The sequence below is a fragment of the Pseudomonas sp. FSL R10-0399 genome (assembly GCF_009600165.1).
Taxonomy (GTDB): Bacteria; Pseudomonadota; Gammaproteobacteria; order Pseudomonadales; family Pseudomonadaceae; genus Aquipseudomonas; species Aquipseudomonas helleri.
The window spans coordinates 1-21,987 of the sequence record NZ_WIWK01000103.1 but is presented as its reverse complement, the minus strand read 5'-3'; the positions used below and the strand labels follow the sequence as shown (position 1 = coordinate 21,987).

The 21,987-nt window shown below is 59.4% G+C and carries 23 protein-coding genes; 15 read left to right on the top strand and 8 right to left on the bottom strand.

The window, feature by feature from the left end; translation table 11 throughout:
• Both GHO41_RS23150 and GHO41_RS23145 read right to left on the bottom strand, forming a co-directional pair.
• The coding region (locus tag GHO41_RS23150; RefSeq protein WP_153434765.1) for an NAD(P)/FAD-dependent oxidoreductase at positions 1-540 on the bottom strand (540 nt) is incomplete at its 3' end.
• A 254-nt stretch (positions 541-794) separates the two neighbouring features.
• Positions 795-1,715, bottom strand: coding sequence for a histone deacetylase (locus GHO41_RS23145; protein ID WP_153434764.1), 921 nt, complete (start codon positions 1,713-1,715; stop codon positions 795-797).
• A 90-nt stretch (positions 1,716-1,805) separates the two neighbouring features.
• On the opposite strand from GHO41_RS23145, the gene GHO41_RS23140 reads away from it, so the two are divergent.
• The 3 genes from GHO41_RS23140 (at position 1,806) to GHO41_RS23130 (ending at position 3,916) form a co-directional block, all read left to right on the top strand.
• Positions 1,806-2,375, top strand: a complete 570-nt coding sequence (locus GHO41_RS23140) for a GNAT family N-acetyltransferase (RefSeq protein ID WP_123752059.1) — start codon at positions 1,806-1,808, stop codon at positions 2,373-2,375.
• An 84-nt stretch (positions 2,376-2,459) separates the two neighbouring features.
• Positions 2,460-3,329, top strand: coding sequence for an acyl-CoA thioesterase II (gene tesB, locus GHO41_RS23135; RefSeq protein ID WP_123752060.1), 870 nt, complete (start codon positions 2,460-2,462; stop codon positions 3,327-3,329).
• Positions 3,326-3,916, top strand: a complete 591-nt coding sequence (locus tag GHO41_RS23130) for an HAD family hydrolase (RefSeq protein ID WP_153392513.1) — start codon at positions 3,326-3,328, stop codon at positions 3,914-3,916. The genes tesB and GHO41_RS23130 overlap by 4 nt, the downstream gene beginning before the upstream one ends.
• Before the next feature lie 94 nt (positions 3,917-4,010).
• On the opposite strand, the gene GHO41_RS23125 is transcribed toward GHO41_RS23130, so the two are convergent.
• Together GHO41_RS23125 and GHO41_RS23120 are read right to left on the bottom strand one after the other, a co-directional pair.
• Positions 4,011-4,994 (bottom strand): alpha/beta fold hydrolase, encoded by a 984-nt coding sequence (locus tag GHO41_RS23125; RefSeq protein ID WP_048367483.1) that lies wholly within the window; start codon positions 4,992-4,994, stop codon positions 4,011-4,013.
• Positions 4,995-5,888, bottom strand: coding sequence for a neutral zinc metallopeptidase (locus GHO41_RS23120; RefSeq protein WP_048367481.1), 894 nt, complete (start codon positions 5,886-5,888; stop codon positions 4,995-4,997).
• Between the two features lie 230 nt (positions 5,889-6,118).
• On the opposite strand from GHO41_RS23120, the gene GHO41_RS23115 reads away from it, so the two are divergent.
• The 4 genes from GHO41_RS23115 (at position 6,119) to pcaG (ending at position 9,545) form a co-directional block, all read left to right on the top strand.
• Entirely contained in the window at positions 6,119-7,147 is a 1,029-nt protein-coding gene (locus GHO41_RS23115) for a YhcG family protein (RefSeq protein WP_256678833.1), read from the top strand.
• Positions 7,148-7,180: 33 nt separating this feature from the next.
• A complete protein-coding gene (gene pcaQ / locus GHO41_RS23110) occupies positions 7,181-8,110 on the top strand; it encodes a pca operon transcription factor PcaQ (protein ID WP_048367480.1) in 930 nt (309 codons plus the stop codon).
• 98 nt (positions 8,111-8,208) lie between these two features.
• A complete protein-coding gene (gene pcaH, locus GHO41_RS23105; RefSeq protein WP_048367478.1) occupies positions 8,209-8,928 on the top strand; it encodes a protocatechuate 3,4-dioxygenase subunit beta in 720 nt (239 codons plus the stop codon).
• 11 nt (positions 8,929-8,939) lie between these two features.
• Entirely contained in the window at positions 8,940-9,545 is a 606-nt protein-coding gene (pcaG, locus tag GHO41_RS23100; RefSeq protein WP_048367476.1) for a protocatechuate 3,4-dioxygenase subunit alpha, read from the top strand.
• A 49-nt stretch (positions 9,546-9,594) separates the two neighbouring features.
• Here pcaG and GHO41_RS23095 read toward each other — a convergent pair whose 3' ends face one another.
• Positions 9,595-11,313, bottom strand: a complete 1,719-nt coding sequence (locus GHO41_RS23095) for an FAD-dependent oxidoreductase (protein ID WP_048367475.1) — start codon at positions 11,311-11,313, stop codon at positions 9,595-9,597.
• Positions 11,314-11,464: 151 nt separating this feature from the next.
• Here GHO41_RS23095 and GHO41_RS23090 point away from each other — a divergent pair, with 151 nt between their 5' ends.
• The 4 genes from GHO41_RS23090 to GHO41_RS23075 all read left to right on the top strand — a co-directional run bounded on the left by GHO41_RS23090 (position 11,465) and on the right by GHO41_RS23075 (position 15,186).
• Complete coding sequence (locus GHO41_RS23090; RefSeq protein WP_048367474.1) at positions 11,465-12,244, top strand: IclR family transcriptional regulator; 780 nt, start codon at positions 11,465-11,467, stop codon at positions 12,242-12,244.
• A gap of 107 nt (positions 12,245-12,351) precedes the next feature.
• The gene (locus GHO41_RS23085) at positions 12,352-13,407 is read left to right on the top strand and encodes a Gfo/Idh/MocA family protein (RefSeq protein WP_153375495.1); all 1,056 of its coding nucleotides are present in this window, start codon (positions 12,352-12,354) and stop codon (positions 13,405-13,407) included.
• Between the two features lie 11 nt (positions 13,408-13,418).
• On the top strand, positions 13,419-14,234 hold the full coding sequence (locus GHO41_RS23080) for a sugar phosphate isomerase/epimerase (protein ID WP_048367471.1): 816 nt from the start codon (positions 13,419-13,421) through the stop codon (positions 14,232-14,234).
• A 64-nt stretch (positions 14,235-14,298) separates the two neighbouring features.
• Positions 14,299-15,186 (top strand): DMT family transporter, encoded by an 888-nt coding sequence (locus GHO41_RS23075; protein ID WP_048367469.1) that lies wholly within the window; start codon positions 14,299-14,301, stop codon positions 15,184-15,186.
• 102 nt (positions 15,187-15,288) lie between these two features.
• Here GHO41_RS23075 and GHO41_RS23070 read toward each other — a convergent pair whose 3' ends face one another.
• Positions 15,289-16,620: an MFS transporter gene (locus tag GHO41_RS23070; RefSeq protein ID WP_153434762.1), complete on the bottom strand. Its 1,332-nt coding sequence runs from the start codon at positions 16,618-16,620 to the stop codon at positions 15,289-15,291.
• 328 nt (positions 16,621-16,948) lie between these two features.
• On the opposite strand from GHO41_RS23070, the gene quiC reads away from it, so the two are divergent.
• A complete protein-coding gene (gene quiC / locus GHO41_RS23065; protein WP_153434761.1) occupies positions 16,949-18,859 on the top strand; it encodes a 3-dehydroshikimate dehydratase QuiC in 1,911 nt (636 codons plus the stop codon).
• Between the two features lie 87 nt (positions 18,860-18,946).
• Positions 18,947-19,624, top strand: a complete 678-nt coding sequence (locus GHO41_RS23060) for a TetR/AcrR family transcriptional regulator (RefSeq protein ID WP_048367465.1) — start codon at positions 18,947-18,949, stop codon at positions 19,622-19,624.
• A 13-nt stretch (positions 19,625-19,637) separates the two neighbouring features.
• Here GHO41_RS23060 and GHO41_RS23055 read toward each other — a convergent pair whose 3' ends face one another.
• Complete coding sequence (locus GHO41_RS23055; RefSeq protein ID WP_153434760.1) at positions 19,638-20,498, bottom strand: shikimate dehydrogenase; 861 nt, start codon at positions 20,496-20,498, stop codon at positions 19,638-19,640.
• Between the two features lie 4 nt (positions 20,499-20,502).
• Positions 20,503-20,943 (bottom strand): type II 3-dehydroquinate dehydratase, encoded by a 441-nt coding sequence (gene aroQ / locus GHO41_RS23050; protein WP_048390627.1) that lies wholly within the window; start codon positions 20,941-20,943, stop codon positions 20,503-20,505.
• Positions 20,944-21,177: 234 nt separating this feature from the next.
• Here aroQ and GHO41_RS23045 point away from each other — a divergent pair, with 234 nt between their 5' ends.
• The gene (locus GHO41_RS23045) at positions 21,178-21,684 is read left to right on the top strand and encodes an RNA polymerase sigma factor (protein WP_048390629.1); all 507 of its coding nucleotides are present in this window, start codon (positions 21,178-21,180) and stop codon (positions 21,682-21,684) included.
• 86 nt (positions 21,685-21,770) lie between these two features.
• On the top strand, positions 21,771-21,987 hold a 217-nt coding region (locus GHO41_RS23040; RefSeq protein ID WP_178110189.1), incomplete at its 3' end, for a DUF4880 domain-containing protein.

The window sequence follows — 21,987 nt, the reverse complement described above, 5'->3', positions numbered from 1 at the left end:
ATCAGAGCCCAGTCGCGCCCAACTGCCGCCGCCCAAGGCCAATACCACGGCATCCGGCTTGAGTTGTTTTTCGCCCTCGGGGCTGTCGATGCGCAACTGGCCGTCGGCTTGCCAGCCCAGCCAGCGGTGGCGGGTGTGGATAACTACGCCGGATTCGCGCAGGCGCTTGAGCCAGGCGCGCAGCAGCGGCGCGGCTTTCATGTCGGTGGGGAACACCCGGCCCGAACTGCCGACAAAGGTTTCGATGCCCAGGTCGTGGATCCACTGGCACAAGGCGTCGGCATCAAACGCCCGTAGCAACGGCGCCATGTGCGGCGCCCGCTCGGCATAACGCGACAAAAACGCCGGGTAAGGTTCGGAATGGGTGATGTTCATGCCGCCGACACCGGCGAGCAAAAACTTGCGGCCGACCGACGGCATGCCGTCAAACAGATCAACCTGCACGCCCGCCTGGCTCAACACTTCGGCAGCCATCAAACCGGCGGGGCCACCGCCAATAATGGCGACGTGCGGGGAAGGGGAGGACGTGGGTTCAGTCATGGCAAGGCTGCAAATCGGCGAAATAAGCCGGGCATTCTACCTGAGGAACACCCAATACCCTGTGTAGGAGCGAGCTTGCCTCGCGATCTTTTGATCTTTTTAAAGATCGCGAGGCAAGCTCGCTCCTACACAGGCAAGGGCTGTACGAAAAACGTACAGCTTTCTGCAGGCCATACGCACCGTGGCCTGCAAGGGCTTTCACTCAGGTTATCCACAGGCAGTTCCACAGGCATTGTGGGTAAAAGACCCACAGCTTAATGACCGCCTGATGACAACCAGACCTTCTGCGCACTGTGGTGCAAGATCCCGTGCCGCCGCGCCAGCGCTTTGCGGTCTTTGCTGTAGCCGCCGCCAATCACGCCCATCACCGGAATATCCCGGCCCAGGCAATGGCGCATCACGCTTTCATCCCGTGCCGCGACGCCTTCATCGGTCAGCTTCAAATAGCCCAAGGCATCGTCTTTATGCACATCCACGCCAGCGTCGTACAACACCAGGTCCGGCTGATACAGCGGCAACAGGTAATTGAGCGCCTCGTCGACCACCTGCAAATACTCGGTGTCGCCCATGCCCATGGGCAGGCCGATGTCCCAGTCGCTTTGCGCCTTGCGAGCCGGAAAATTCTTTTCACAGTGCAGGGAAACGGTAATGGCTTCGGGCGTATGTTCAAGAATCCGCGCCGTACCATCGCCCTGATGCACGTCACAGTCGAAGATCAGCACGCGGTCCACCCGGCCGCTTTCCAGCAAGTAATGGCTGATCACCGCCAGGTCATTGAAGATGCAAAAGCCCGCCGGGTGATCGTAGTGGGCGTGGTGGGTGCCTCCGGCCAAGTGGCAGGCCAGCCCGTGTTCAAGGGCCTGTTCGGCGGCCAGCAGTGAGCCGCCCACGGCGCGAATGGTTCGCCGCGCCAGGGCTTCACTCCAGGGCAAACCCAGGCGGCGTTGATCTTCACGGGCCAGTTCGCCGGCCATGTAGCGCTCGATATAGGCGCGGTCATGGGCCAGCGCGAGGATATCCACAGGGCACAGCTCGGGGCGCAGCAAATCGGCATCGCGGGTCAGCCCGGTGTCGATCAGGTGATCGTGCAGCAGGCGGAACTTGTCCATCGGGAAGCGATGCTCCGCGGGAAACTCCGGGCTGTAGTCTTCGTGGTAGATGAGCGGTACGGGCATAAGGATTTCACGTCGGAACGAGCGCTGGATATTAACAGCGCTGTACACTGCTGGGCATGTGCAAAGCCCGGTAACCACTGGAGAGGCCTGATGGAGCAGATCAAAGAGCTGGAAAGTCCGCGTTTGCGCCTGCGCCCCTGGCGTGACACTGACTTGCCAGAGTTCGCTGCCCTGTGCGCTGACCCGCAGGTAATGCGGTACTTCCCGGCGCCCTTGAGCCGCCTCGAAAGCGCAGCCCTGATTGGCCGTTTTCGCGGTCACTTTGCCGAATACGGCTACGGTATGTGGGCATTGGAGCGTAAAGACACCGGCGCCTTTATTGGCTGTACCGGGCTGTTAAATGTCAGTTTTGCCGCTGCATTCACCCCGGCCGTTGAAATAGGCTGGCGACTGGCGCCTGAACATTGGGGGTTGGGCTACGCCAGTGAGGCGGCCTGGGCGGTGTTGCGCTGCGCCTTTGATCGGCTGGCGCTGGATCAAGTGGTGTCGTTCACCAGCGAGCCCAACCTGCCATCGCAAAAGGTCATGCAGGCCATCGGCATGCAGCGTGACCTGGACGGCGACTTTGAACATCCCAAGCTGGTTGAAGGTCATCCACTAAGGCCGCATGTGCTGTATCGCATTTCACGGGCACAGTGGCTGGAAACGTTGCACGGTTAAACGGGCTGAGGCCTGAGCCGAAATTTTTTGTTGGCCGACGTAGCGAAGATTACGACGGTATTGCTCTGTGTGAGGAGAGTCTGAATGAGCCAAGTATTGGATGATCTGGTCAACTTGTTGACCCTGGAACCGATTGAAGAGAACCTCTTTCGCGGTAGCAGCCAGGACTTGGGCTTTCGCCAGCTGTTCGGCGGTCAGGTGCTGGGACAATCGTTGTCGGCCATGAGCCAGACTGTAGAAGACGCTCGGCACGTGCACTCATTGCACGGTTATTTTTTGCGCCCCGGCGATGCCAGCTTGCCGGTGGTGTACCAGGTTGACCGGGTGCGTGATGGTGGCAGTTTCAGCACCCGCCGGGTGACTGCCATCCAGAAGGGCCAACCGATTTTCACCAGCAGCGCGTCGTTTCAATACGATGAGAACGGCTTTGAACATCAAAACCCGATGCCCGACGTGGTGGGGCCTGAAAACCTGCCATCCGAGCTTGAGATGATTCGCCAGCGCGCGGACCTGATCCCTGAATCAATGCGTGAAAAACTGCTGTGTGCCAAGCCCATCGAGTTCCGCCCGGTGGTCGGTGAAGACCCGTTCAACCCACAGGTCAGCGACCCGATCAAATACGTGTGGTTTCGCGCCGACGGCACCTTGCCCGACAACCTGGCCCTGCATAAGTACCTGCTGGCCTACGCTTCGGACTTCGGCTTGCTGACCACCTCGCTGCTGCCCCATGGCAAAGGCGTGTGGCAACGCGACATGCAAGTGGCCAGCCTCGACCACGCGCTGTGGTTCCACGGCGAGCTGCGCATGGATGACTGGTTGCTCTACGCCATGGACAGCCCGTGGGCGGGTAACTCGCGCGGGTTCTCGCGCGGCAGTGTCTACAACCGCGCGGGTAAACTGGTCGCCTCGGTGACGCAGGAAGGCCTGATCCGCCACCGCAAGGACTGGGCATGACACTCAAGGACATCAAGCATTGGGTGTTCGACATGGACGGCACCCTGACCCTCGCCGTGCATGACTTTGCGGCGATTCGTCAGGCATTGGGCATCCCGCCCGAAGACGACATCCTGACCCACCTCAACGGCTTGCCCGCTGACGAAGCGGCCGCCAAGCATGCCTGGTTGCTGGAGCATGAGCGCGAACTGGCATTGGCTTCCACGCCAGCGCCGGGCGCAATCGAGCTGGTGCGCGACCTGGCTGCCCGTGGTTACCGCCTGGGCGTGTTGACGCGTAACGCTCAAGAGCTGGCGCACATCACCCTCAAGGCGATTGGTCTGGATCAGTGCTTTGCGCCGCAGGACGTATTGGGGCGCGAGAACGCCGCGCACAAACCCGACCCCGATGGCCTACTGCAGTTGGCGCAAGCCTGGGCTGTTGCGCCGTCGGACATGGTGATGGTGGGCGACTACCGTTTTGACCTGGCATGCGGCCGTGCGGCCGGGAGCAAAACGGTATTGGTCAACGTCCCGGACAATCCGTGGCCCGAACTGACCGACTGGCACGCCAAAGACTGCGCCGAACTCCATCAACTGCTGAATTGACTCCCCACCTCTGTAGGAGCGAGCTTGCCTCGCGATCTTTTAATCGATCAAAAGATCGCGAGGCAAGCTCGCTCCTACAAAGAGCAGGGCGAACTTACCTTGCGAACAGCGCCTTTTGCCCTTCTGGCGAGGTGAACATTTCATCGCCGTTGTGGCCAACCCCCGGCACTTCAACCAAGCGTTGGTTGAGCCCCTGCGGATGGCGCTGGGTCAGGTAGTCAAAGTAGTTGTGCCCGCGTATCAAGCGATACGCGCCCTGGGCTTCGGCTTCGCAGCTTTTATCCAGCGCCGGATGGTTGGGGTCGGTGTCTTTGGCCCCGAGCAAATAGGTAATGTCGCGGCTCACATAGTTTTGCTCAAGCGTGTGGTGCTTTTGCCCGGCCACATAGGCGGGCAAGTCTTTCAGCCCGTATTTCCAGGTATTGAAACCGGGGCAGGTGGCCGGATCAAAGTTGGACACCGGGCGCTGTTTGTCGAAATAGGCGTAGGACGACGGGTTGGCAATCACGTAACGCACCTTGATGCCTTCGGCCTCCAGGGCTTTGTCCGCCTGGGTGGTCAGGGCATAGCGCTGCGCCACTTGTGCTCCGCCCGAATGCCCGGCAATGACCACTTCGCGCAAATGGGGGAACAACTTGCGGTCGCCCAGGCGTTGCAGGATCTGGTCTATGGCCGCGTACGAACTCAAGGGTGTTGGGCTGATCGCGGGCTCACCGGCCATCCAGTCATTGGCGTGCCAGCGCAGTACATCGTTGGGCAACGTGTGGCGGGTGCCATCACTTTCATTGAGAAACTGCGGCGCAATCACCAGGGTTGTGGATAACTGCCCGGCTTGCGTCGCGGCTTTTTCGCCACTCTCCAGATAGGTTTGCGCATTGCGCAAGCGACCATGGATCACAATCAGCGCCCGCTGCACAGCGGGCAACGGTTGATTCCAGTTTTGACTGAGCCCGATATTCAGCTCGCTCGTGCCGATCTTCATCTGATCGGGGCTTAACACTTTGACCCCGTGTTCTGCGGCTATTGCCGAAGAACACGCGAGCACCAGACCGACGACTGCCATCAACCGTTTTGCCATTTAAAGCCTCGCTGCCGAAAAGGTGTCGCACTGATTAATATCACCGTTGGCAAAACCGGTCTTGAACCACCTCACGCGTTGCGCAGAAGTGCCATGGGTGAATGAGTCGGGCATTACGCGCCCTTGTGACTGCTGTTGTAAACGGTCATCACCAATGGCGGTGGCAGCATTGAGAGCGGACTCGATGTCGCCGGGTTCCAGCCAGTCGTGACGTTTTTGCGCAAGGTTGGCCCACACCCCGGCCAGGCAGTCAGCTTGCAGTTCCTGACGTACCAGTAAACCGCCGTCACCCTCCATGCGTTTGCCTTGCTGGCGGGCCATCTGCATTTTTGACGAAACCCCCAACAGCGTTTGCACGTGATGCCCCACTTCATGGGCGATCACATACGCCTGGGCAAAATCCCCGGCGGCCTTGAAGCGTTGGGCCATCTCCTGGAAGAAACTCATGTCCAGGTAAACCTTCTGGTCAGCCGGGCAATAAAACGGCCCGCTGGCCGCCGTGGCAAAGCCGCAGGCCGAACTGACCTGGCCGCGAAACAACACCAGCGTCGGGTCTTTATAAGTACGACCTGACTGTTGAAACACCTGGCGCCAAGTGTCTTCGGTGTCGCCCAGAATCGCCCGTACAAAGTCTGCTTGCTGATCATTGGCAGGCGGCGCATGGCCTGCTTGCTGCGTCACCTGAGGTGACGACTGCTCCGTCAGTTGGCCGCTGAGCTGGCCGAGGATCTGCAAAGGGTCCTGACCGGTGAGCAGGCCAATCCCGACAATCACCACCACCGCCATCAGGCTCAAGCCTTTACCGCCGCCGATGCGCATTCCTCCACCGCCACCGGTACGTTGATCGCGCACGTCTTCAACGTTGTCGCTACGGCGGCCTTTTTTCCATTGCATGGAGGATTCCTCTGATAAATCTGTTTATTGAGTGTTGCTGCTCGGCAGGCACAGCGCCAGCCCGGCTGTCAGACGTTTGTTGAGCGGTGGATAAGTATGGACGTTGGTCGGATGACTTCACAGAGTTGGGCTACAGGCCGAGTCGACTGCTTGTAGGTTTGGGCTGACTGACTAAAGGGAGGGCGGAACGTAGGGTGGGCGTGACATTTTTCGTCATGCCCGAGGTTCCCATGCAAAAGAATAATCACGATGTTCCAGGGCCGGCCGAGACGAATGGCTTTGCGCACGTGGTGAAAATGATCAAAAGTGCTCAGCAAAGCGCCGCCATGGCTGTGAATGCGCATCTGATTGAGCTTTATTGGCAAGTCGGTGCTTTTATCAGTCAAAAACTTGAACACGCTGAATGGGGCGATTCTGTTGTCGAGCAACTGGCGGCCCATATTGCCCACACTCAGCCTGGCCTTAGAGGCTTTACCCGTCGAAATTTATTTCGCATGCGTCAATTTTATGAAGCGTACAAGGCAGAGGAACATTTAGTGTCAGCGCTGCTGACACAAATGCCCTGGACGCATCATTTAATGCTGCTGAGCCAATGCTCAATGGCACAGCAGCGAGCGTTCTATATGCGTACGGCAATCGCTCAAAAGTGGTCGAGTCGTGAGTTGGGGCGCCAACTGCAAAGCGCATTATTCGAGAGAACGATCATTCAGCCTGCAAAGCTTTCGCCTGCCTTAAAAGAGCGTATAGAGGACGTTACGAGCATTTTTAAAGACGCTTATGTTCTGGAGTTTCTCCAATTACCCAAGGGGCACAGTGAGTCAGGTTTGCATCAGGGTTTGCTTGGGCATCTAAAAGCATTTCTGACCGAGTTGGGGCATGACTTCTGTTTTGTTGGTTCGCAGTACCCATTGCAGGTTGGCGCTCGTGACTTTGTGGTAGATCTGGTGCTGTTTCACCGAGGTTTGAATTGTCTGGTCGCGATTGAATTAAAGGTCGGACGCTTCGAACCCGAGCATCTCGGCAAACTCAATTTCTACCTTGAAGCCCTGGACCGGGATCATCGCAAGCCGCACGAGAATCCTGCAATTGGGGTTTTATTGTGTGCCAGTAAAGAGGATGAAGTGGTTGAATACGCGCTGAACCGCTCATTGTCCCCGGCATTGATCGCCGAATATCAGACGCATTTGCCGGACAAGAAGTTATTGCAAGCCAAGCTCCACGAGTTTTATCTGCAAAACGTTCCTGTCGACGATGCGTGACCGCGTCCAGCCCTGCTTGGAGTTTTTACCCCTGTGAACATCGATACCCGCATCAAATACCGTCATCTGGTGTGCTTTCTGGAGATGGCACGCCAAGGCAGTTTGGCGCGGGCGGCGGATGTGTTGGCGGTGAGCCAGCCGGCCATGTCCAAAACCCTCAAGGAGCTTGAAGAGCTACTGACGGTGAGTCTGTTTGTGCGCAGCAAAAGCGGTATCCGTCTGACCGAGGCCGGGGTGGCTTTCCTGCGTTATGCGACGCCGTCGGTGCAGGCTTTGCGCGAAGGGGTGAACGCCTTGCGCGGGGGCGAATACTCCGGGGGGACGGTGCGGCTGGGGGTGTTGTCCACCGTTGAGAGCCTGCTGGTACCCGAGTTGGTCAGCCGCCTGCACGCCCGCCATTCGGCGCTGGTGGTGAGTATCGTGACCGGGCCGAGTGCGTATCTTTTGTCGCAGTTGCGTGTCGGTGATGTCGATTTGGTGATTGGGCGTATGACCGACAGCCCGGAAATTCAGGGTATGAACTTTGAACACCTGTACAGCGAATCGATGACCCTGGTGGTGCGGCCGGGCCATCCGTTGCTGCAAGGCCCGCTGGACCGTAGCCAACTGGAGCGCTACCCGCTGGTGTTGCCGCTGGCCAACACCACCATCCGTACCTTTGCTGACAGCCTGTTTGTGCAGTGCGGCATCAGCCAGTCGCGCCAGCGTCTGGAAACCCTGTCAGTCACGGTGAGCCGCCGCTACGTGCTGCGTAACGATGCGGTGTGGATCGCCCCGCTGGATGCTGTGCGTCTGGATCTGGCCAGCGGCGAACTGCATGAAATTGACCTCGGGCAGCGTGAGCCGGGCGGTTCGATCGGCATTTGCAGTAACGCCCATGTGCCCATGTCGGTGGCGGCCCAAGGTTGTGTCGAGGTGCTGCGTGAGCTGGGGCATGCCTATGCCGAAGGCGTTTATCCATAACCATTTGGTTATGTTAAGGGTTGGCCTTTTCAATAGTGCTTGAACCTCTGTTGTTTAAAACTGGCGCCTGGCCTTTATAAAAACAACAGGAGATCGACATGTCTGATGCAGACAGCCGGCGCTTTATCATCCGTGATCGCAACTGGCACCCCAAAGCCCTGACCCCTGACTACAAAACCTCGATTGCCCGTTCCCCGCGCCAAGCGCTGGTGAGCATCCCGCAATCGGTGAGCGAAACCAGTGGCCCTGATTTTTCCCACCTCAAATTCGGCAAGTTCGACAACGACCTGTTGTTGAACTTCAACAATGGCGGTTTGCCGGTCGGTGAGCGGATTTTGCTCTCGGGTCGTGTCTGCGACCAATACGGCAAGCCGATCCCACACACCTTGGTAGAGATCTGGCAAGCCAACGCCGGTGGCCGTTATCGTCACAAAAACGACCGCTATCTGGCCCCGCTGGACCCCAACTTTGGTGGCGTGGGCCGCACGCTCACGGACAGCCAGGGCTATTACAGCTTCCGTACCGTCAAGCCCGGCCCTTACCCGTGGCGCAACGGCCCCAATGACTGGCGCCCGGCGCATATTCACGTGTCGATCAGTGGCCCGTCGATTGCCACGCGCTTGATTACCCAGTTGTATTTCGAAGGCGATCCGCTGATCCCTATGTGCCCGATCGTCAAGTCGATTGCCAACCCTGAGGCGGTGCAAAGCCTGATTGCGCGCCTGGACATGGGCGCCGCCAATCCGATGGATTGCCTGGCCTATCGCTTTGACATCGTGCTGCGCGGTCAGCGCAAGACTCACTTCGAAAACTGCTGAGGAGCCTCGTCATGCCTATCGAACTGCTACCCGAAACGCCATCGCAAACGGCTGGCCCTTACGTGCATATCGGCCTGGCGCTGGCCGCCGCCGGTAACCCGTCCCGCCCGGAAGAAATCTGGAACGACATGGCCAAGCCTGACGCGCCGGGCGAGCACATTGTGCTGGTCGGCAACGTCCATGACGGCAATGGCCATTTGGTCCGCGACTCCTTCCTGGAGTTCTGGCAAGCCAACCACGAAGGCGTTTACGACGAACACTTCGACGCCGAGAAGCCTTTCAACAGCTTCGGCCGTACCGCCACAACCTTTGATGCCGGGGAATGGACGCTCAACACGATCAAGCCGGGTGTGGTCAAAAATGCTGCCGGTGTGCCGATGGCGCCGCACATCAACGTGTCGCTGTTTGCCCGCGGGATCAACATCCATTTGCAGACCCGCCTGTACTTCAGCGACGAGCCGGAGGCCAACGGCAAATGCCCGGTGCTCAACCTGATCGAGCAACCGCAACGCCGTGAAACCCTGATTGCCCATCGCTGCGAAGTGAACGGCAAACCGGCGTACCGTTTTGATATCTATATTCAAGGCCCGAACGAAACGGTGTTCTTCGATTTTTAAGGGCTGCATGTGGGAGCAGGCTAACCCGCCTGACTCCCACCTCAATGACTCACTCGTACTGCGTCACCCCCGCCATATGCCGCCCGGCGATGTAGCCAAACGTCAGGGCCGGCCCAAGATTTATCCCACCTGCCGGGTAGTACCCGCCCATGATGCTGGCCATGTCCGTGCCTGCCGCATACAAGCCTTTTATCGCCTGACCGTCTGCGTTCAGCACTTGGGCGTGTTCGTTGGTTTTGAGCCCGGCAAAGGTGCCAAAGCAGCCGGGTTCGACCTTGACCGCGTAAAACGGTCCTTTGCTGATCGGTGCCACGCAAGGGTTGGGCTGATGCAGCGGGTCGCCTTGCTTGCGGTTGTACGGGGTTGAGCCGCGCCCAAATTGTGGGTCCTGGCCTGTTTGCGCGTGGCGGTTGTAGTTGTCCACGGTGGTTTGCAAGCCCTTGGCGTCAATGCCACACACGCGGGCCAGGCCTTCCAGGGTGTAGGCGCTTTTCAGGTAGCCGGACTGGATAAACGGCCCCACGGGGATGGGAAACGGCCGCGAGATGCCGAGCCCGTAACGGCGCTGGAAGTCATGGGTGCAGATCAGCCACGAAGCGACCGGTTCACCGGCTGGTGCTTGTTCCACCATGGCGGTGACGTAATCGTAGTAGCCATTGGCTTCGTTGACGAAGCGCTGACCGTTGCTCAATACGCCAATGATTCCCGGCTTGGCGCGTTCAATGATGTGCGGAAAGTGCCCGATGCTGCCGTCGCTGTGCGTGACGCGGGACACCGGGGCCCAGGCGACCGTGGAGTGCAGGTCGCTGTTGATCTGCCCGCCAGCGCTTTCACCGAGGGTCAGACCATCGCCATTGACGCCCAGCGGCGGCAGGGCCAAGTGTTCGTGGCCGGTCGGTGTGCGCGGAAACAGCGCCTTGCGCCGCTCAATATCATTGGCAAAGCCCCCGGCTGCCAGCACCACCGCCTTGCGGGCGCGAATGCGGATGTCCCCGCGTGCTGTCTTGACCACCGCGCCAGTAACGCCTGCCTCGTCCTGAGTGAGTGATGTGACCGGTGCGGATTCCCACAGCAACACACCCAAGTCTTCTGCCGACTTGGCCAGTCGCGCCACCAGCGCCACGCCATTGACCAATTGCAAGGCGCGGCCATGCAGGGCGAGGTCAATCAGGTGGCGGCCAAAGCGCTTGGTCACGTGCCAGGCGGCCGGCAGTGAGCGTGTCAGGTTGAGAAAGGCCGCAAGGTCTGGTCCGGCCATGATCGGCATGCCCATAAAACTGGTTTCGCGCATGGTTTTGCGCAGCCGCTTGAGCAGCTTGCCGACCTCGCGGCCGTTATACGGCGCGGCGATCACCGAGCGCCCGCCAGTCCCGGCGCCTGGGGTGTCGCCGTGGATGTCGGCAATGGCGTTGCCATCGGCAAACTGCAAGCGGGTGTGCCGCTCGAAGAACGCCACCATTCGCGGCCCGGCTTCCAGAAACGCGTCAATCATGGCCGGGTCGTAACGCTCGCCCAATTCATGCTTGAGGTAGGTGCGCGGCAATTCTACGTCTTCAATGATCCCGGCGCGTTTAGCCAGCGGGTTGCACGGCACCCAGGCCCAACCGCCGGACCAGGCCGTGGCGCCACCGAAGACCGCATCCTTTTCGACCACGATAACTTTTTGCCCGTGCCAGGCGGCCGTGACGGCTGCGGACAAACCGGCCGCACCGGAGCCGACAATCAGCACATCACAGTCGATAACGTCAGGTTGAGGGGCTGCGGTCATGGTGGGGCTCCGGATTGAATCGTTTTTGGAATTGAGTTCCAAAATATAAATATTTGCTCTAAAAACAACAACCCCGAGTGTGTTTGTTCAGTTCCAGCTTTTGCGTTTGCGGGTTTACCTTTTAGAATCCTTTCATTTGCGAGGGCTTTGTATGGCTGGCAGTCAGATCGAACGGGTGTTCAGTGTGCTTGAGAGTCTCACGCAGGAGCCTCGCGGCGTGCCGATGCAGACGCTCGCCGAGCAATTGGGCATCCCTAAAAGTGCGACCCATCGCTTGCTTACCGAGTTGGTGCGGTTGGGCTATGTGCGGCAAAACAGCGAGAACAGCCGTTACCATTTGTCGACCAAGCTGGTCGCCATGGGCTTTCAATACCTGGCCAGCAGTGGGGCCGACATTGTGCAGCCGATCCTTGATCGGCTCGCCCAGGAAACCGGCGAACTGGTGCGTTTAGGGGTGGTGGACGGTGAGCGCCTGACCTGGATCGCCAAGTCCCAGGGCGCCCGCTCTGGCCTACGCTATGACCCGGATATGGGCCGCGATGCGCCGCTGTATTACACCGCGTCCGGGCATGCCTGGCTGGCCAGCATGAGCGATGCCATGGCTTTGGCACAGGTTGAACGCCAGGGTATTACGCCCCCCGAAGGTGTGGGACCGAATGCGCCGCACTCCAATGTGGAGTTGCTCGAGCGTCTGCGTATCGCCCGTGAGCAGGGTTATGCCTGCGTAGAAGAAAGCTCGGCGATAGGCACCAGCGCCATTGCTGCTGTGGTGCGCAGCCCGCTGGGCAAGCATGTGGTCGGCGTGTTGAGTGTGGCAGGCCCCAGCGCACGCCTGCCTCAGGCCCGCTTGCACGAGCTGGCGCCATTGCTGCTGCAGTTCACCGAGGAGTTGTCAGTGGCCTGTCAGGCATCTGAACTCTTCGATGCCTGACGGCTAAATTGAACGGAGTGGTTAATTTATCTTGCAAGAAAGTGGAACCAGATTCTAAATTAATCGGAATTCTGTGATTCCATAATTCTTACAAGAGGATCAGCATTTTGAACGCTCCACTGCGTATCGCTTTGGTGGGCGCCGGCATCATGGGCCGCCAGCACCTTCATCATCTAAAAGGCCTCGACAGCGCTGTGCTCTGCGCGGTCGCAGACCCTGCGCCGCAGTCGGCCGGGTTTGCGGCGCAATGCGGGGTCGAATGGTTTGCTGACACGGCGCAGATGTTGGCGGCCGCAAAGCCCGATGGCGTGATCATCGCAAACCCCAACACCTTGCACGTGAGCACGGCGCTGACCTGCCTGGCAGCGGGTGTGCCGGTGTTGCTGGAGAAACCCGTAGGCGTGGATCTGGCAGAAGTGCGTACGCTGGTGGCGGCGTCGCGGGACAGTGGCGTGCCGGTGTTGGTGGGCCATCATCGACGCCACAACCCGCTGATTGTGCGGGCGCATGAGCTGGTGCACAGCGGGGCGCTGGGGCGTCTGAGTACGGTGACTGCGTTGTGGCAACTGCAAAAGCCCGAGAGCTATTTCGATATCCCGTGGCGGCGTGAGGCCGGTGCGGGGATGCTGCTGACCAACCTGATCCACGACCTGGATCTGCTGCGCCATTTGTGTGGCGAAGTGCGACAGGTGCAGGCCATCACCAGCAATGCCGTGCGCGGCTATGGCAATGAGGACTGTGCGGCGGTCTTGCTGCAATTTGAAAACGGTGCTCTCGGTACGTTGACCGGCTCTGATGCCGTGGCCGCACCCTGGAGCTGGGAACTGGACTCGGGTGAAAACCCGGTGTATCCGCGCCAGAGCGATCAACCCTGCTATTTGCTGGCAGGCACCGGCGGGGCGTTGAGCATTCCGCAGCTCAAACGCTGGCATTACGCCGAGGACGGCGCGGGCTGGCACCAGCCGTTGCTGGTCGAGCAAGAAGCCTTCAAGCCCGATGAAGCCCTGCGTTTGCAACTGGAACATTTTGTTCGGGTGATTCGACGCGAGGTTGCGCCGTTGGTGAGTGCGGCGGATGCCGCCCGCACCCTGGCGCTGATTGAAGCCATTCGTGAAGCCGCTGCCACTGGCCGGGCCTGCGCCCCAGCCCCTATCGACGCCTGAAAGAGCCCACTATGAATTCTCGTCCTTTGTCCCTTGCTGCCCTGACCGTGCTGGAAGTCTCGCCGGTCGACATGATCGACATTGCCGCCCGCACCGGCTACAGCCATGTCGGTCTGCGCCTCGAACCTGCCACGCCAGAGGAGTATCACTTCCCGCTGGTCAATGACCCGGCTTTACGCAGGCAAACCCTCAAGCGCCTGCACGACACCGGCATCAAAGTGCTCGATATCGAGATTCTTCGCTTGAAGCCGCAGACCTGCGTGTCAGATTTCGACAAGATCCTGTCTGTGGGCGCTGAATTCGGCGCCACCGAGTTGCTGGTCGCCGGCAATGACCCCGATGAACAACGCATGACCGATAACTTTGCGCAATTGTGTGACTTGAGTCGCCCTTACGGGATCTATCCTCATCTTGAGTTCATGCCGTGGACCGATGCCAAGAACCTGCAGCAGGCGGTGCGGGTGGTTGAGCAGGCGGGCCGCGTCAATGGCTGCGTATTGGTCGATGCCTTCCATTTCAACCGCTCTGGCTCAAGCCTTGAAGACCTGAGCCGGGTAGAGCCGTCGCGCATGCGCTATATGCAGTTGTGCGACGTGGCGGGGCCAACGCCCGATGACATGCAGGAAATTTTGCGCCAGGCGCGTAATGAGCGGCGTTTTCCTGGCGACGGTGACTGCGATTTGCTCGGCTTGCTGAGATTACTGCCCAAAGACATACCGCTGAGTCTTGAAATTCCCTGCGTAGAACTTCAGGCACAAGGCGTCAGCGCCGAACAACGGGCGCAATGGGCGATTGATAAAACCCGGGTGCTTTTGCAACAGCTGTAGTGCGTAGCGCCCGGATGCGGGTGGCTGAGTGCTGTGAGTCCATTGCTCCACATTGAGGTGTTCGATGACATTGCCTACGCCACTCTCAGGCGTTAACCAGCCACTCAAGGGCATTCTGCTGATCGTGATCGCGACGGCGTTGTTCTCCAGTCACGACGCGCTCTCCAAGTACTTGAGCGGTTTGTACCCCGTAGTGATGGTGGTGTGGGCGCGCTATATGGTGCACACCTTGCTGATGGCCAGTTACTTCTTGCCGCAGTCGGGGCTACGGGTGCTGCGCAGCAAGCGCCCGTTGCTGCAGGTGTACCGGGCGATCTGCTTGCTGGGCTCCGGGCTGTTCTTCACCTTCGGGCTGCTGTACATCCCGTTGGCTGAAAACACCGCGGTTAACTTTTTGGCGCCGTTATTGGTGGCGGCCCTGTCCGGGCCGTTGCTGGGCGAAAAAGTCACCCGGGGGCAATGGATTGCAGTGAGTTGCGGGTTTATCGGCGTGGTGGTGATCATCCATCCGGGGGGCGACTTGTTTACCCCGGCGGTGTTGCTGCCGATGTCGGCGGCGCTGTGTTTCAGTTGCTACCAGATCCTCACGCGCAAACTCAGCCTGTACGACACACCGACCACCAGTAACTTTTTTGCCGGCTTGTTTAACGCACTGGTACTGAGTGCGCTGGTGCCGTTCTTTTGGCAGACGCCGACCTTGGTGCATGGCCTCGAAATGCTCGCGCTTGGCTCCCTGGGCATGACCGCGCACTTGCTCCTTACGCAGTCGTTCCGCCTCGCCGCCCCGGCATTGCTGGCGCCTTTCAGTTACTGCCAGATTGTGTTTTCCGGGTTGCTGGGCTGGCTGCTGTTCAACCACACGCCGGACCTGACCTCACGGATCGGCATCGCGATTGTCTGCATCAGCGGGTTGGCGGCGGCTTGGCAACAGCGCAAGAAAAGGGCGGTTTAACCCTCAACACCCTGTGGGAGCGAGCTTGCCTCGCGATCTTTTGACCTGAAAAAAAGCCCCTCTCCCGAAGGAGAAGGGCTGTTTGAGCGCTTTGGATCTAACTCAAACCTGCGGGATTTTTCGCGGAGCCATGAAGTACATCCACGTCAGCGCAATGAAGTACATCGCCGGAATCATGGTGAACAACACGGTGTAGTTGTTGTTGGTGACGGTCAGTACATAACCCACGATTTGCGTCATGAACATGCCGCCGATGGCCGCGCACATGCCGCCAAAGCCGAACACCGTGCCCATCATGTGTTTAGGCGTGTAGTCCATCACCATGCTCCACACGTTGGCGGTCCAGGCCTGGTGCGCGCCCAGGGCCAATGCGATGGCGCCCACGGCAACCCACAGTTGGCTGGAGCCAGCGGCCATGACCACGCCGATGATGCATATCGCACACAGGAACATCGACACCAGCCGTGCCTTGACCGCCGCCATGCCGCGACTGATCAGCATCGAAGACAAAATCCCGCCACCGACGCTGCCGAAGTCGGCCGTGATGTAGATGATGATCAACGGGATGCCCATCTGCGTCACGTTGATGCCCAGGTTGTATTGCTGGTTCAAGAACGGCGGCAGCCAGTACAGGTAGAACCAGAACACCGGTGCGGTCAGCGAGTAAGACAACGCAAAGGCCCAGGTCCCGCGCATTTTCAGGATCGTGCCGAAACTGACTTTCTGTTGCTCCGGTTCTTTTTCGCTCTGGATGTAGTCCAGTTCCTGTTTGCTCACCGTTGGGTGCTCTTCAGGGTTGTAGTACTTCAGCCCCCAGAAGATCAGCCAGATACCGCCCAACGCCGCCATGCACAGAAACGCTGCCTGCCAGCCCCACACATGCAGCACCAGAGGCAACAGCATCGGGGTGAACATGGCGCCGACGTTGGTCCCGGCGTTGAAGATACCGCTGGCCACTGCGCGCTCACCGGCGGGGAACCACAGGCGCGTTGTTTTCACACAGGCCGGGTAGTTGGCGGCTTCGGTCAGGCCGAGAATAAAGCGGCACATCATAAAGCCGACGGCCGAGGTGGCCAGGCCGTGGGCGCCGGTCGCCAGGCTCCACAGCAACACGGCGCAGAAGAACACGCGTTTGACGCCGACCCGGTCGATCAACCGACCTTGCAGGACGAAGCCAATGGCGTAACCCACCTGAAACCAGAAGTTGATGTTGGCGTAGTCCATCGCCGTCCAGCTCATTTCCTTGGCCAGAATCGGTTGCATCACGCCCAGTGCGGCGCGGTCGATGTAGTTCAGCGTGGTCGCGAAAAACACCAGGGCGAGCATGCCCCAGCGGGTTTTACCAATGGCCATGGCGCCGCGGATCTTGTCGCCAATACCGGCGTGCGGGGTGCTTTGGGCAGAGTTGGCGTGTGTCGATTGAGAAGGGGTCATGGCTATTTACCCGTCCGTTGAAAGGTCGGGTACCACGCAGGCGGCAGAGCAAAGCAGAGCGTCATATCAATAAGAGCAAGCATGAGTGGTTACCCGTTTTTTTTGGAATTGTTATGTGGTGTTGTGCAGCATTTATTGCAAAAGGTACGGGTTGGATGGTGGCGATTGGACAAAAAGTCGTCAATTCAACAAAGGGCATAGTGTTCGATAATCGCACGCAAAACTAACCGGTTGGTACAGACTGGTTGCTCAATGATAGGGTGCCCTTAATAATCAGGCTATTAGAAATGCCGTCGGTTGCAGGCGGTGGCAATCATGGGAGTGTTAAATGAAGCGTTCAATCGCCACTGTTTCCTTGAGCGGCACCTTGCCGGAGAAGCTCGACGCCATTGCCGCAGCGGGTTTTGACGGGGTTGAGATCTTTGAAAATGACCTGCTGTACTACGACGGCAGCCCCCGCGAAGTGCGCCAGATCTGCGCAGACCTCGGCCTGGAAATCAGCCTGTTCCAACCGTTCCGTGACTTTGAAGGCTGCCGCCGCGACCGTCTGGCGCGCAACCTCGACCGCGCCGAGCGCAAATTCGACTTGATGCAGGAACTGGGCACCGACCTGGTACTGGTGTGCAGCAATGCCGCCGCCGACTCGGTGGGTGACCGGCAAATCCTGCTGGACGACTTGAGCCTGCTGGCCGAGCGCGCCGGGGCGCGGAACCTGCGCATCGGCTACGAAGCCTTGGCCTGGGGGCGGCACGTCAACACCTGGCAACAGGTCTGGGAACTGGTGCGCGAGATCGACCATCCGAGCCTTGGCGTGCTGCTCGACAGCTTCCACACCTTATCGCTCAAAGGTGACCCGAGCGGCATTGCGCAGATTCCCGGCGACAAGATCTTCTTCGTGCAAATGGCCGACGCGCCCATTTTGGCGATGGACGTGCTGGAGTGGAGCCGCCACTTCCGTTGCTTTCCGGGACAGGGCGAGTTCGACTTGCCGGGCTTTCTGGCGCCGATCATTCAGAGCGGCTACACCGGGCCCTTGTCGCTGGAGATCTTCAATGACGGCTTCCGCGCAGCGCCCACCCGCGCCAACGCGGCAGATGGCCTGCGCTCATTGTTGTACCTCGAAGAGAAAACCCGCGAGCGTCTGGTCCAGGAGGCCGCGCCTGCCGCCAGCCTTGAGTCGTTGTTCGCGCCGCCCAAGGCCAGTGACTACAAGGGTATCGAGTTTCTGGAGTTCGCCGTCGATGACAATCAGGGCGCGCAACTGACCCACTGGCTTGAGCGTTTGGGCTTCAGCAAGGCCGGTCAGCACCGCTCCAAAAATGTCAGCTTGCTGCGTCAGGGCGACATCAACCTGGTGCTCAATGCCGAGCCTTATTCGTTTGGTCACAACTTTTTTGAGACGCACGGCCCGTCGCTGTGCGCCACCGCCATTCGGGTGCAAGACAGTGCCAGCGCGCTGGCCCGTGCCGTGGCTTATAAAGGCCAGCCCTATCGAGGCCTGGTCGGCCCCAATGAGCTGGAACTGGCGGCGGTTCGTGCGCCGGATGGCAGCCTGATTTATCTGGTCGATCAGGACGAAGCGGGTAACCCGTTGTACGAATCGGACTTCAACCTTGCGACCGCCCACACCGGGCAAGGCGGGCTCAAGCGCATTGACCACATGGCCATGGCGCTGCCAGCCGACAGCCTCGACAGCTGGGTGCTGTTCTACAAGAGCCTGCTGGACTTTGAAGCGGATGACGAAGTGGTGTTGCCCGACCCGTACGGGTTGGTCAAAAGCCGCGCATTGCGTAGCCGTTGCAGCACGATTCGTTTGCCGCTGAACATTTCCGAGAACAAAAACACCGCCATCTCACATGCGTTGTCGAGTTATCGCGGCTCCGGTGTGCATCACATTGCGTTTGAGTGCGACGACCTGTTTGCTGAAGTCAGCCGCGCCAAAGCCGCAGGCGTACCGCTGCTGGATATCCCGTTGAACTACTACGACGACCTGGCGGCGCGCTTTGATTTTGACGATGAGTTTTTGAGCGAACTGGCCTACTTCAACGTCTTGTATGACCGCGACGCTCAGGGCGGTGAGCTGTTTCATGTGTACACCGAGCCGTTTGCCGGGCGCTTCTTCTTTGAGTTGTTGCAGCGCAAAAACGGCTATGCCGGCTATGGTGCGGCCAACGTGGCGGTACGTTTGGCGGCGATGGCCAAGTCGCGCACCGGGGCGGTGCGTCAGGCCAAGCTGTAGGGCGCCACGCGAATACGTTTGTCGACTTCCTTCGATGAACTACTCGGGCCATAATCGCGGCCATCTTCCGATGGCCGTGAGCCTGTAATGACCCAGATAACAGAAGTCGACACCGACGCCACGGCGCCCGCAGTCGAACCGCGCAAGAGCCGGAAAAACAACCCGGAAAAGACCCGCGAAAACATCCTTCAGGAAGCCCTGGCCGAGTTCGTCGAACAAGGGCTGGCGGGCGCACGCGTGGATGCCATCGCGGAGCGTACCCGCACGTCCAAACGCATGATCTATTACTACTTCACCAGCAAAGAGCAGCTCTACGTCGAAGTGCTGGAGAAGCTCTACGGCGAGATCCGCAGCACCGAAAACCTGCTGCATCTGGATGAAATGGAACCCCGGCAGGCGATTAAAAAGCTGGTTGAGTTCACCTTTGATCACCACGACCTGAACGCCGATTTCGTGCGCATGGTCAGCGTTGAAAATATCCACAAGGGCGAGTACATCAAGCGTTCGGAAGGCATCAAGGCCATGAACGACACGATTGTTCATGCCCTCGAAGAGATCCTGCGCCGAGGCGTTGAGCAGCAGGTGTTCCGCCCCGGTTTAAATCCGTTGGACGTGCACCTGCTGGTCAGTTCGTTCTGTTTTTACCGCGTGTCCAACCGCTACACAGTCGGTGAGATTTTTCAGATCGACTTGTCCGACCCGCAGGTTAAACAGCGTCAGCGCGAGATGATCTGCGACTCGGTGCTGCGTTATTTACAGGTATGAGTGAGACCACGCCTTAGCCGTTCATTTCCTGGAAGTGTGCGAGCAGGCGTGAGGCGTCAGCGCTGGCGCCGCTGATCAGTTCAAACGCCTTGACCGCCTGGAACACTGCCATGTTGCCGCCATCCAGCGTGCGGCAACCCAGCGCGCGGGCATGGCGCAGCAACTCGGTTTGCAGCGGGAAGTACACAATCTCGGCCACCCACAACTCTGAGCGCAGCCACTGTGCGGGCACGGGCATGCCCGGCAGCTTGGCCATGCCCATGGGCGTGGTGTTGACCAGCCCGTTGGCCCTGCTCAGCGAGGCCTCAAGGTCAGTGCCGGCCCTGGCCCGCGATCCGGCAAAGTGCTGATTCAAGTTGTCTGCCAGGCTCTGTGCGCGGGCTTGGTCGACGTCGAAAATATCCAGCCGGTGTACGCCTTCGCTGAGCAGTGCGTAGGCCACCGCTGAGCCCGCGCCACCCGCGCCCATTTGCACCACGTGGTGCACGGCAACGCCGCTCAAGCCGCGACGAAAACCTTCGGCAAACCCCGAACAGTCGGTGTTGTGGCCGATGCGTTTGCCGTCCCGGAAAATCACCGTGTTCACGGCGCCAATACCGCGGGCTTGATCAGATAGCTCGTCCAGCCAGGGCATGATCGCCTGCTTGCACGGGTAGGTAATGTTCAAGCCGCTGAAGCCCATACGCTCAGCGGCGGTCAGCAGGTCGGGCAGGGCGTTGTTATCGAGCTGCAACACGTCCAGATCGATCAACTGGTACACGTAACGCAGCCCTTGCGCCTCGCCTTCGCGCTCGTGCATTGCCGGTGTGCGGGAGGCCTGGATACCGGCGCCGATCAGCCCGGCCAGCACTGACTTGGGTGTGTGGGTCGACATGCGCTTAGCCCTTTAGTTGGCGGCTGAGGTGTTGCAAGGCCAAGCGGTAACCGTTGCTGCCAAACCCGCACAACACGGCTTGGGCAATGCCCGAGACGAAGGAGTGATGACGGAAGGCTTCGCGGGTATGGACGTTGGACAGGTGCACTTCAATCACCGGCAGTTCACTGGCGACCAAGGCATCGCGAATGGCCACCGAGGTGTGGGTCCAGGCGGCCGGGTTGATCACAATCGCGGCACAGCGCTGGCGAGCGCCATGGATCCAGTCAAGCAATTCGCCTTCGTGGTTGGTTTGGCGAAACTCGACGTTCAAGCCTTCTTCGCGGGCCGTCTGGCCGCACAAATCGGCAATGTCTGCCAGCGTTTCGTGGCCGTAAACACCGGGTTCGCGGGTGCCAAGCAAGTTCAGGTTGGGGCCGTTAAGCACCAGGACGATAGGGGACATAGCAAGCCAACTCTACTTTGTTTTTATAGGGTCGCCTGAGCGCTGCTCAAGCGGTTGGCTTAAATTGTACCAGCCGGTTAATAAGGTCAATTGGGTGACAAATACCAACCCCGGTTTACGCCATTAAGTGGGCGTTTATCGAACAATGCGCGGCTCCCGCTAATATCAATTGAAAATCATTCTCGACAAAAAGTAAGATAGCCGCCCCTTTTCCTCATGCGTCAGGGAGTCGGTTTGTCGGATATGGACCTCAAGGGCTTGTTCCTCAAGCATGCCAGTACCCTGCGCGGGTACCTGGCGCGCAAGGTGCGAGATCCGCAGTTGGCCGCCGATCTGGTGCAGGAGAGCTTCCTGCGCCTGGCCGAGCGCGGGCGCAAGGAACAGATCGACAACTCCCCCGGTTACCTCTACCGCGTGGCGGGCAACCTGCTGGTCGATCACATCCGCCAGGAAACCCGGCGCAAGACCGACTCGGTGACGCACGAGGCCTTGGCTGACATTGAGGACGAAATGGCAGAGCTGGAGGCTCAGGCAATGGCTGAACAACAGCGCATGGCGCTCAAGCAGGCACTGTCAGAGCTGCCCGAGCGCACCCAGGAAATCTTCCGCCTCAACCGTATCGAAGGCATGACCCATGCAGAAGTGGCGCGCCAACTTGATATTTCTGACAGCTCCGTGCAAAAGCATCTGTCCAAAGCGCTGGCGTATGTCATGCAACGACTACAAGCAGCTGAGAAATAACCTACCTGAGTTTCGATAAACGGCTTACTGAATATCGGCAGGCCAGACGTCACTGCTTATACATAACGACAAATTGAGATTCACACGTGAATAGCCAAGGCCGCGAACAACAGATCATCACTGAGACGGCCGCCGAGTGGGCGGTGCGCTTGCACGCGGGTGACCTGGACGCGGCGGCGCAGGCGCAACTTGAACAATGGCTGGCCGCTGATGAGCGCCACGCGCCTGCCTTGCAATTTGCCAAGCAAACCTGGGCAGCCTTGGGAGCCTTGGTGCAGGACCCGGAAATGGCCAGTCCAGCCC

Excerpts from the sequence above, each read along its gene's own strand:
- GHO41_RS23145 (WP_153434764.1), bottom strand. The coding sequence starts at position 1,715 with ATGCCCGTACCGCTCATCTACCACGAAGACTACAGCCCGGAGTTTCCC.
- GHO41_RS23140 (WP_123752059.1), top strand. The coding sequence starts at position 1,806 with ATGGAGCAGATCAAAGAGCTGGAAAGTCCGCGTTTGCGCCTGCGCCCC.
- tesB (WP_123752060.1), top strand. The coding sequence starts at position 2,460 with ATGAGCCAAGTATTGGATGATCTGGTCAACTTGTTGACCCTGGAACCG.
- GHO41_RS23130 (WP_153392513.1), top strand. The coding sequence starts at position 3,326 with ATGACACTCAAGGACATCAAGCATTGGGTGTTCGACATGGACGGCACC.
- GHO41_RS23125 (WP_048367483.1), bottom strand. The coding sequence starts at position 4,994 with ATGGCAAAACGGTTGATGGCAGTCGTCGGTCTGGTGCTCGCGTGTTCT.
- GHO41_RS23120 (WP_048367481.1), bottom strand. The coding sequence starts at position 5,888 with ATGCAATGGAAAAAAGGCCGCCGTAGCGACAACGTTGAAGACGTGCGC.
- GHO41_RS23115 (WP_256678833.1), top strand. The coding sequence starts at position 6,119 with ATGCAAAAGAATAATCACGATGTTCCAGGGCCGGCCGAGACGAATGGC.
- pcaH (WP_048367478.1), top strand. The coding sequence starts at position 8,209 with ATGTCTGATGCAGACAGCCGGCGCTTTATCATCCGTGATCGCAACTGG.
- pcaG (WP_048367476.1), top strand. The coding sequence starts at position 8,940 with ATGCCTATCGAACTGCTACCCGAAACGCCATCGCAAACGGCTGGCCCT.
- GHO41_RS23095 (WP_048367475.1), bottom strand. The coding sequence starts at position 11,313 with ATGACCGCAGCCCCTCAACCTGACGTTATCGACTGTGATGTGCTGATT.
- GHO41_RS23090 (WP_048367474.1), top strand. The coding sequence starts at position 11,465 with ATGGCTGGCAGTCAGATCGAACGGGTGTTCAGTGTGCTTGAGAGTCTC.
- GHO41_RS23080 (WP_048367471.1), top strand. The coding sequence starts at position 13,419 with ATGAATTCTCGTCCTTTGTCCCTTGCTGCCCTGACCGTGCTGGAAGTC.
- GHO41_RS23075 (WP_048367469.1), top strand. The coding sequence starts at position 14,299 with ATGACATTGCCTACGCCACTCTCAGGCGTTAACCAGCCACTCAAGGGC.
- GHO41_RS23070 (WP_153434762.1), bottom strand. The coding sequence starts at position 16,620 with ATGACCCCTTCTCAATCGACACACGCCAACTCTGCCCAAAGCACCCCG.
- quiC (WP_153434761.1), top strand. The coding sequence starts at position 16,949 with ATGAAGCGTTCAATCGCCACTGTTTCCTTGAGCGGCACCTTGCCGGAG.
- GHO41_RS23060 (WP_048367465.1), top strand. The coding sequence starts at position 18,947 with ATGACCCAGATAACAGAAGTCGACACCGACGCCACGGCGCCCGCAGTC.
- GHO41_RS23055 (WP_153434760.1), bottom strand. The coding sequence starts at position 20,498 with ATGTCGACCCACACACCCAAGTCAGTGCTGGCCGGGCTGATCGGCGCC.
- aroQ (WP_048390627.1), bottom strand. The coding sequence starts at position 20,943 with ATGTCCCCTATCGTCCTGGTGCTTAACGGCCCCAACCTGAACTTGCTT.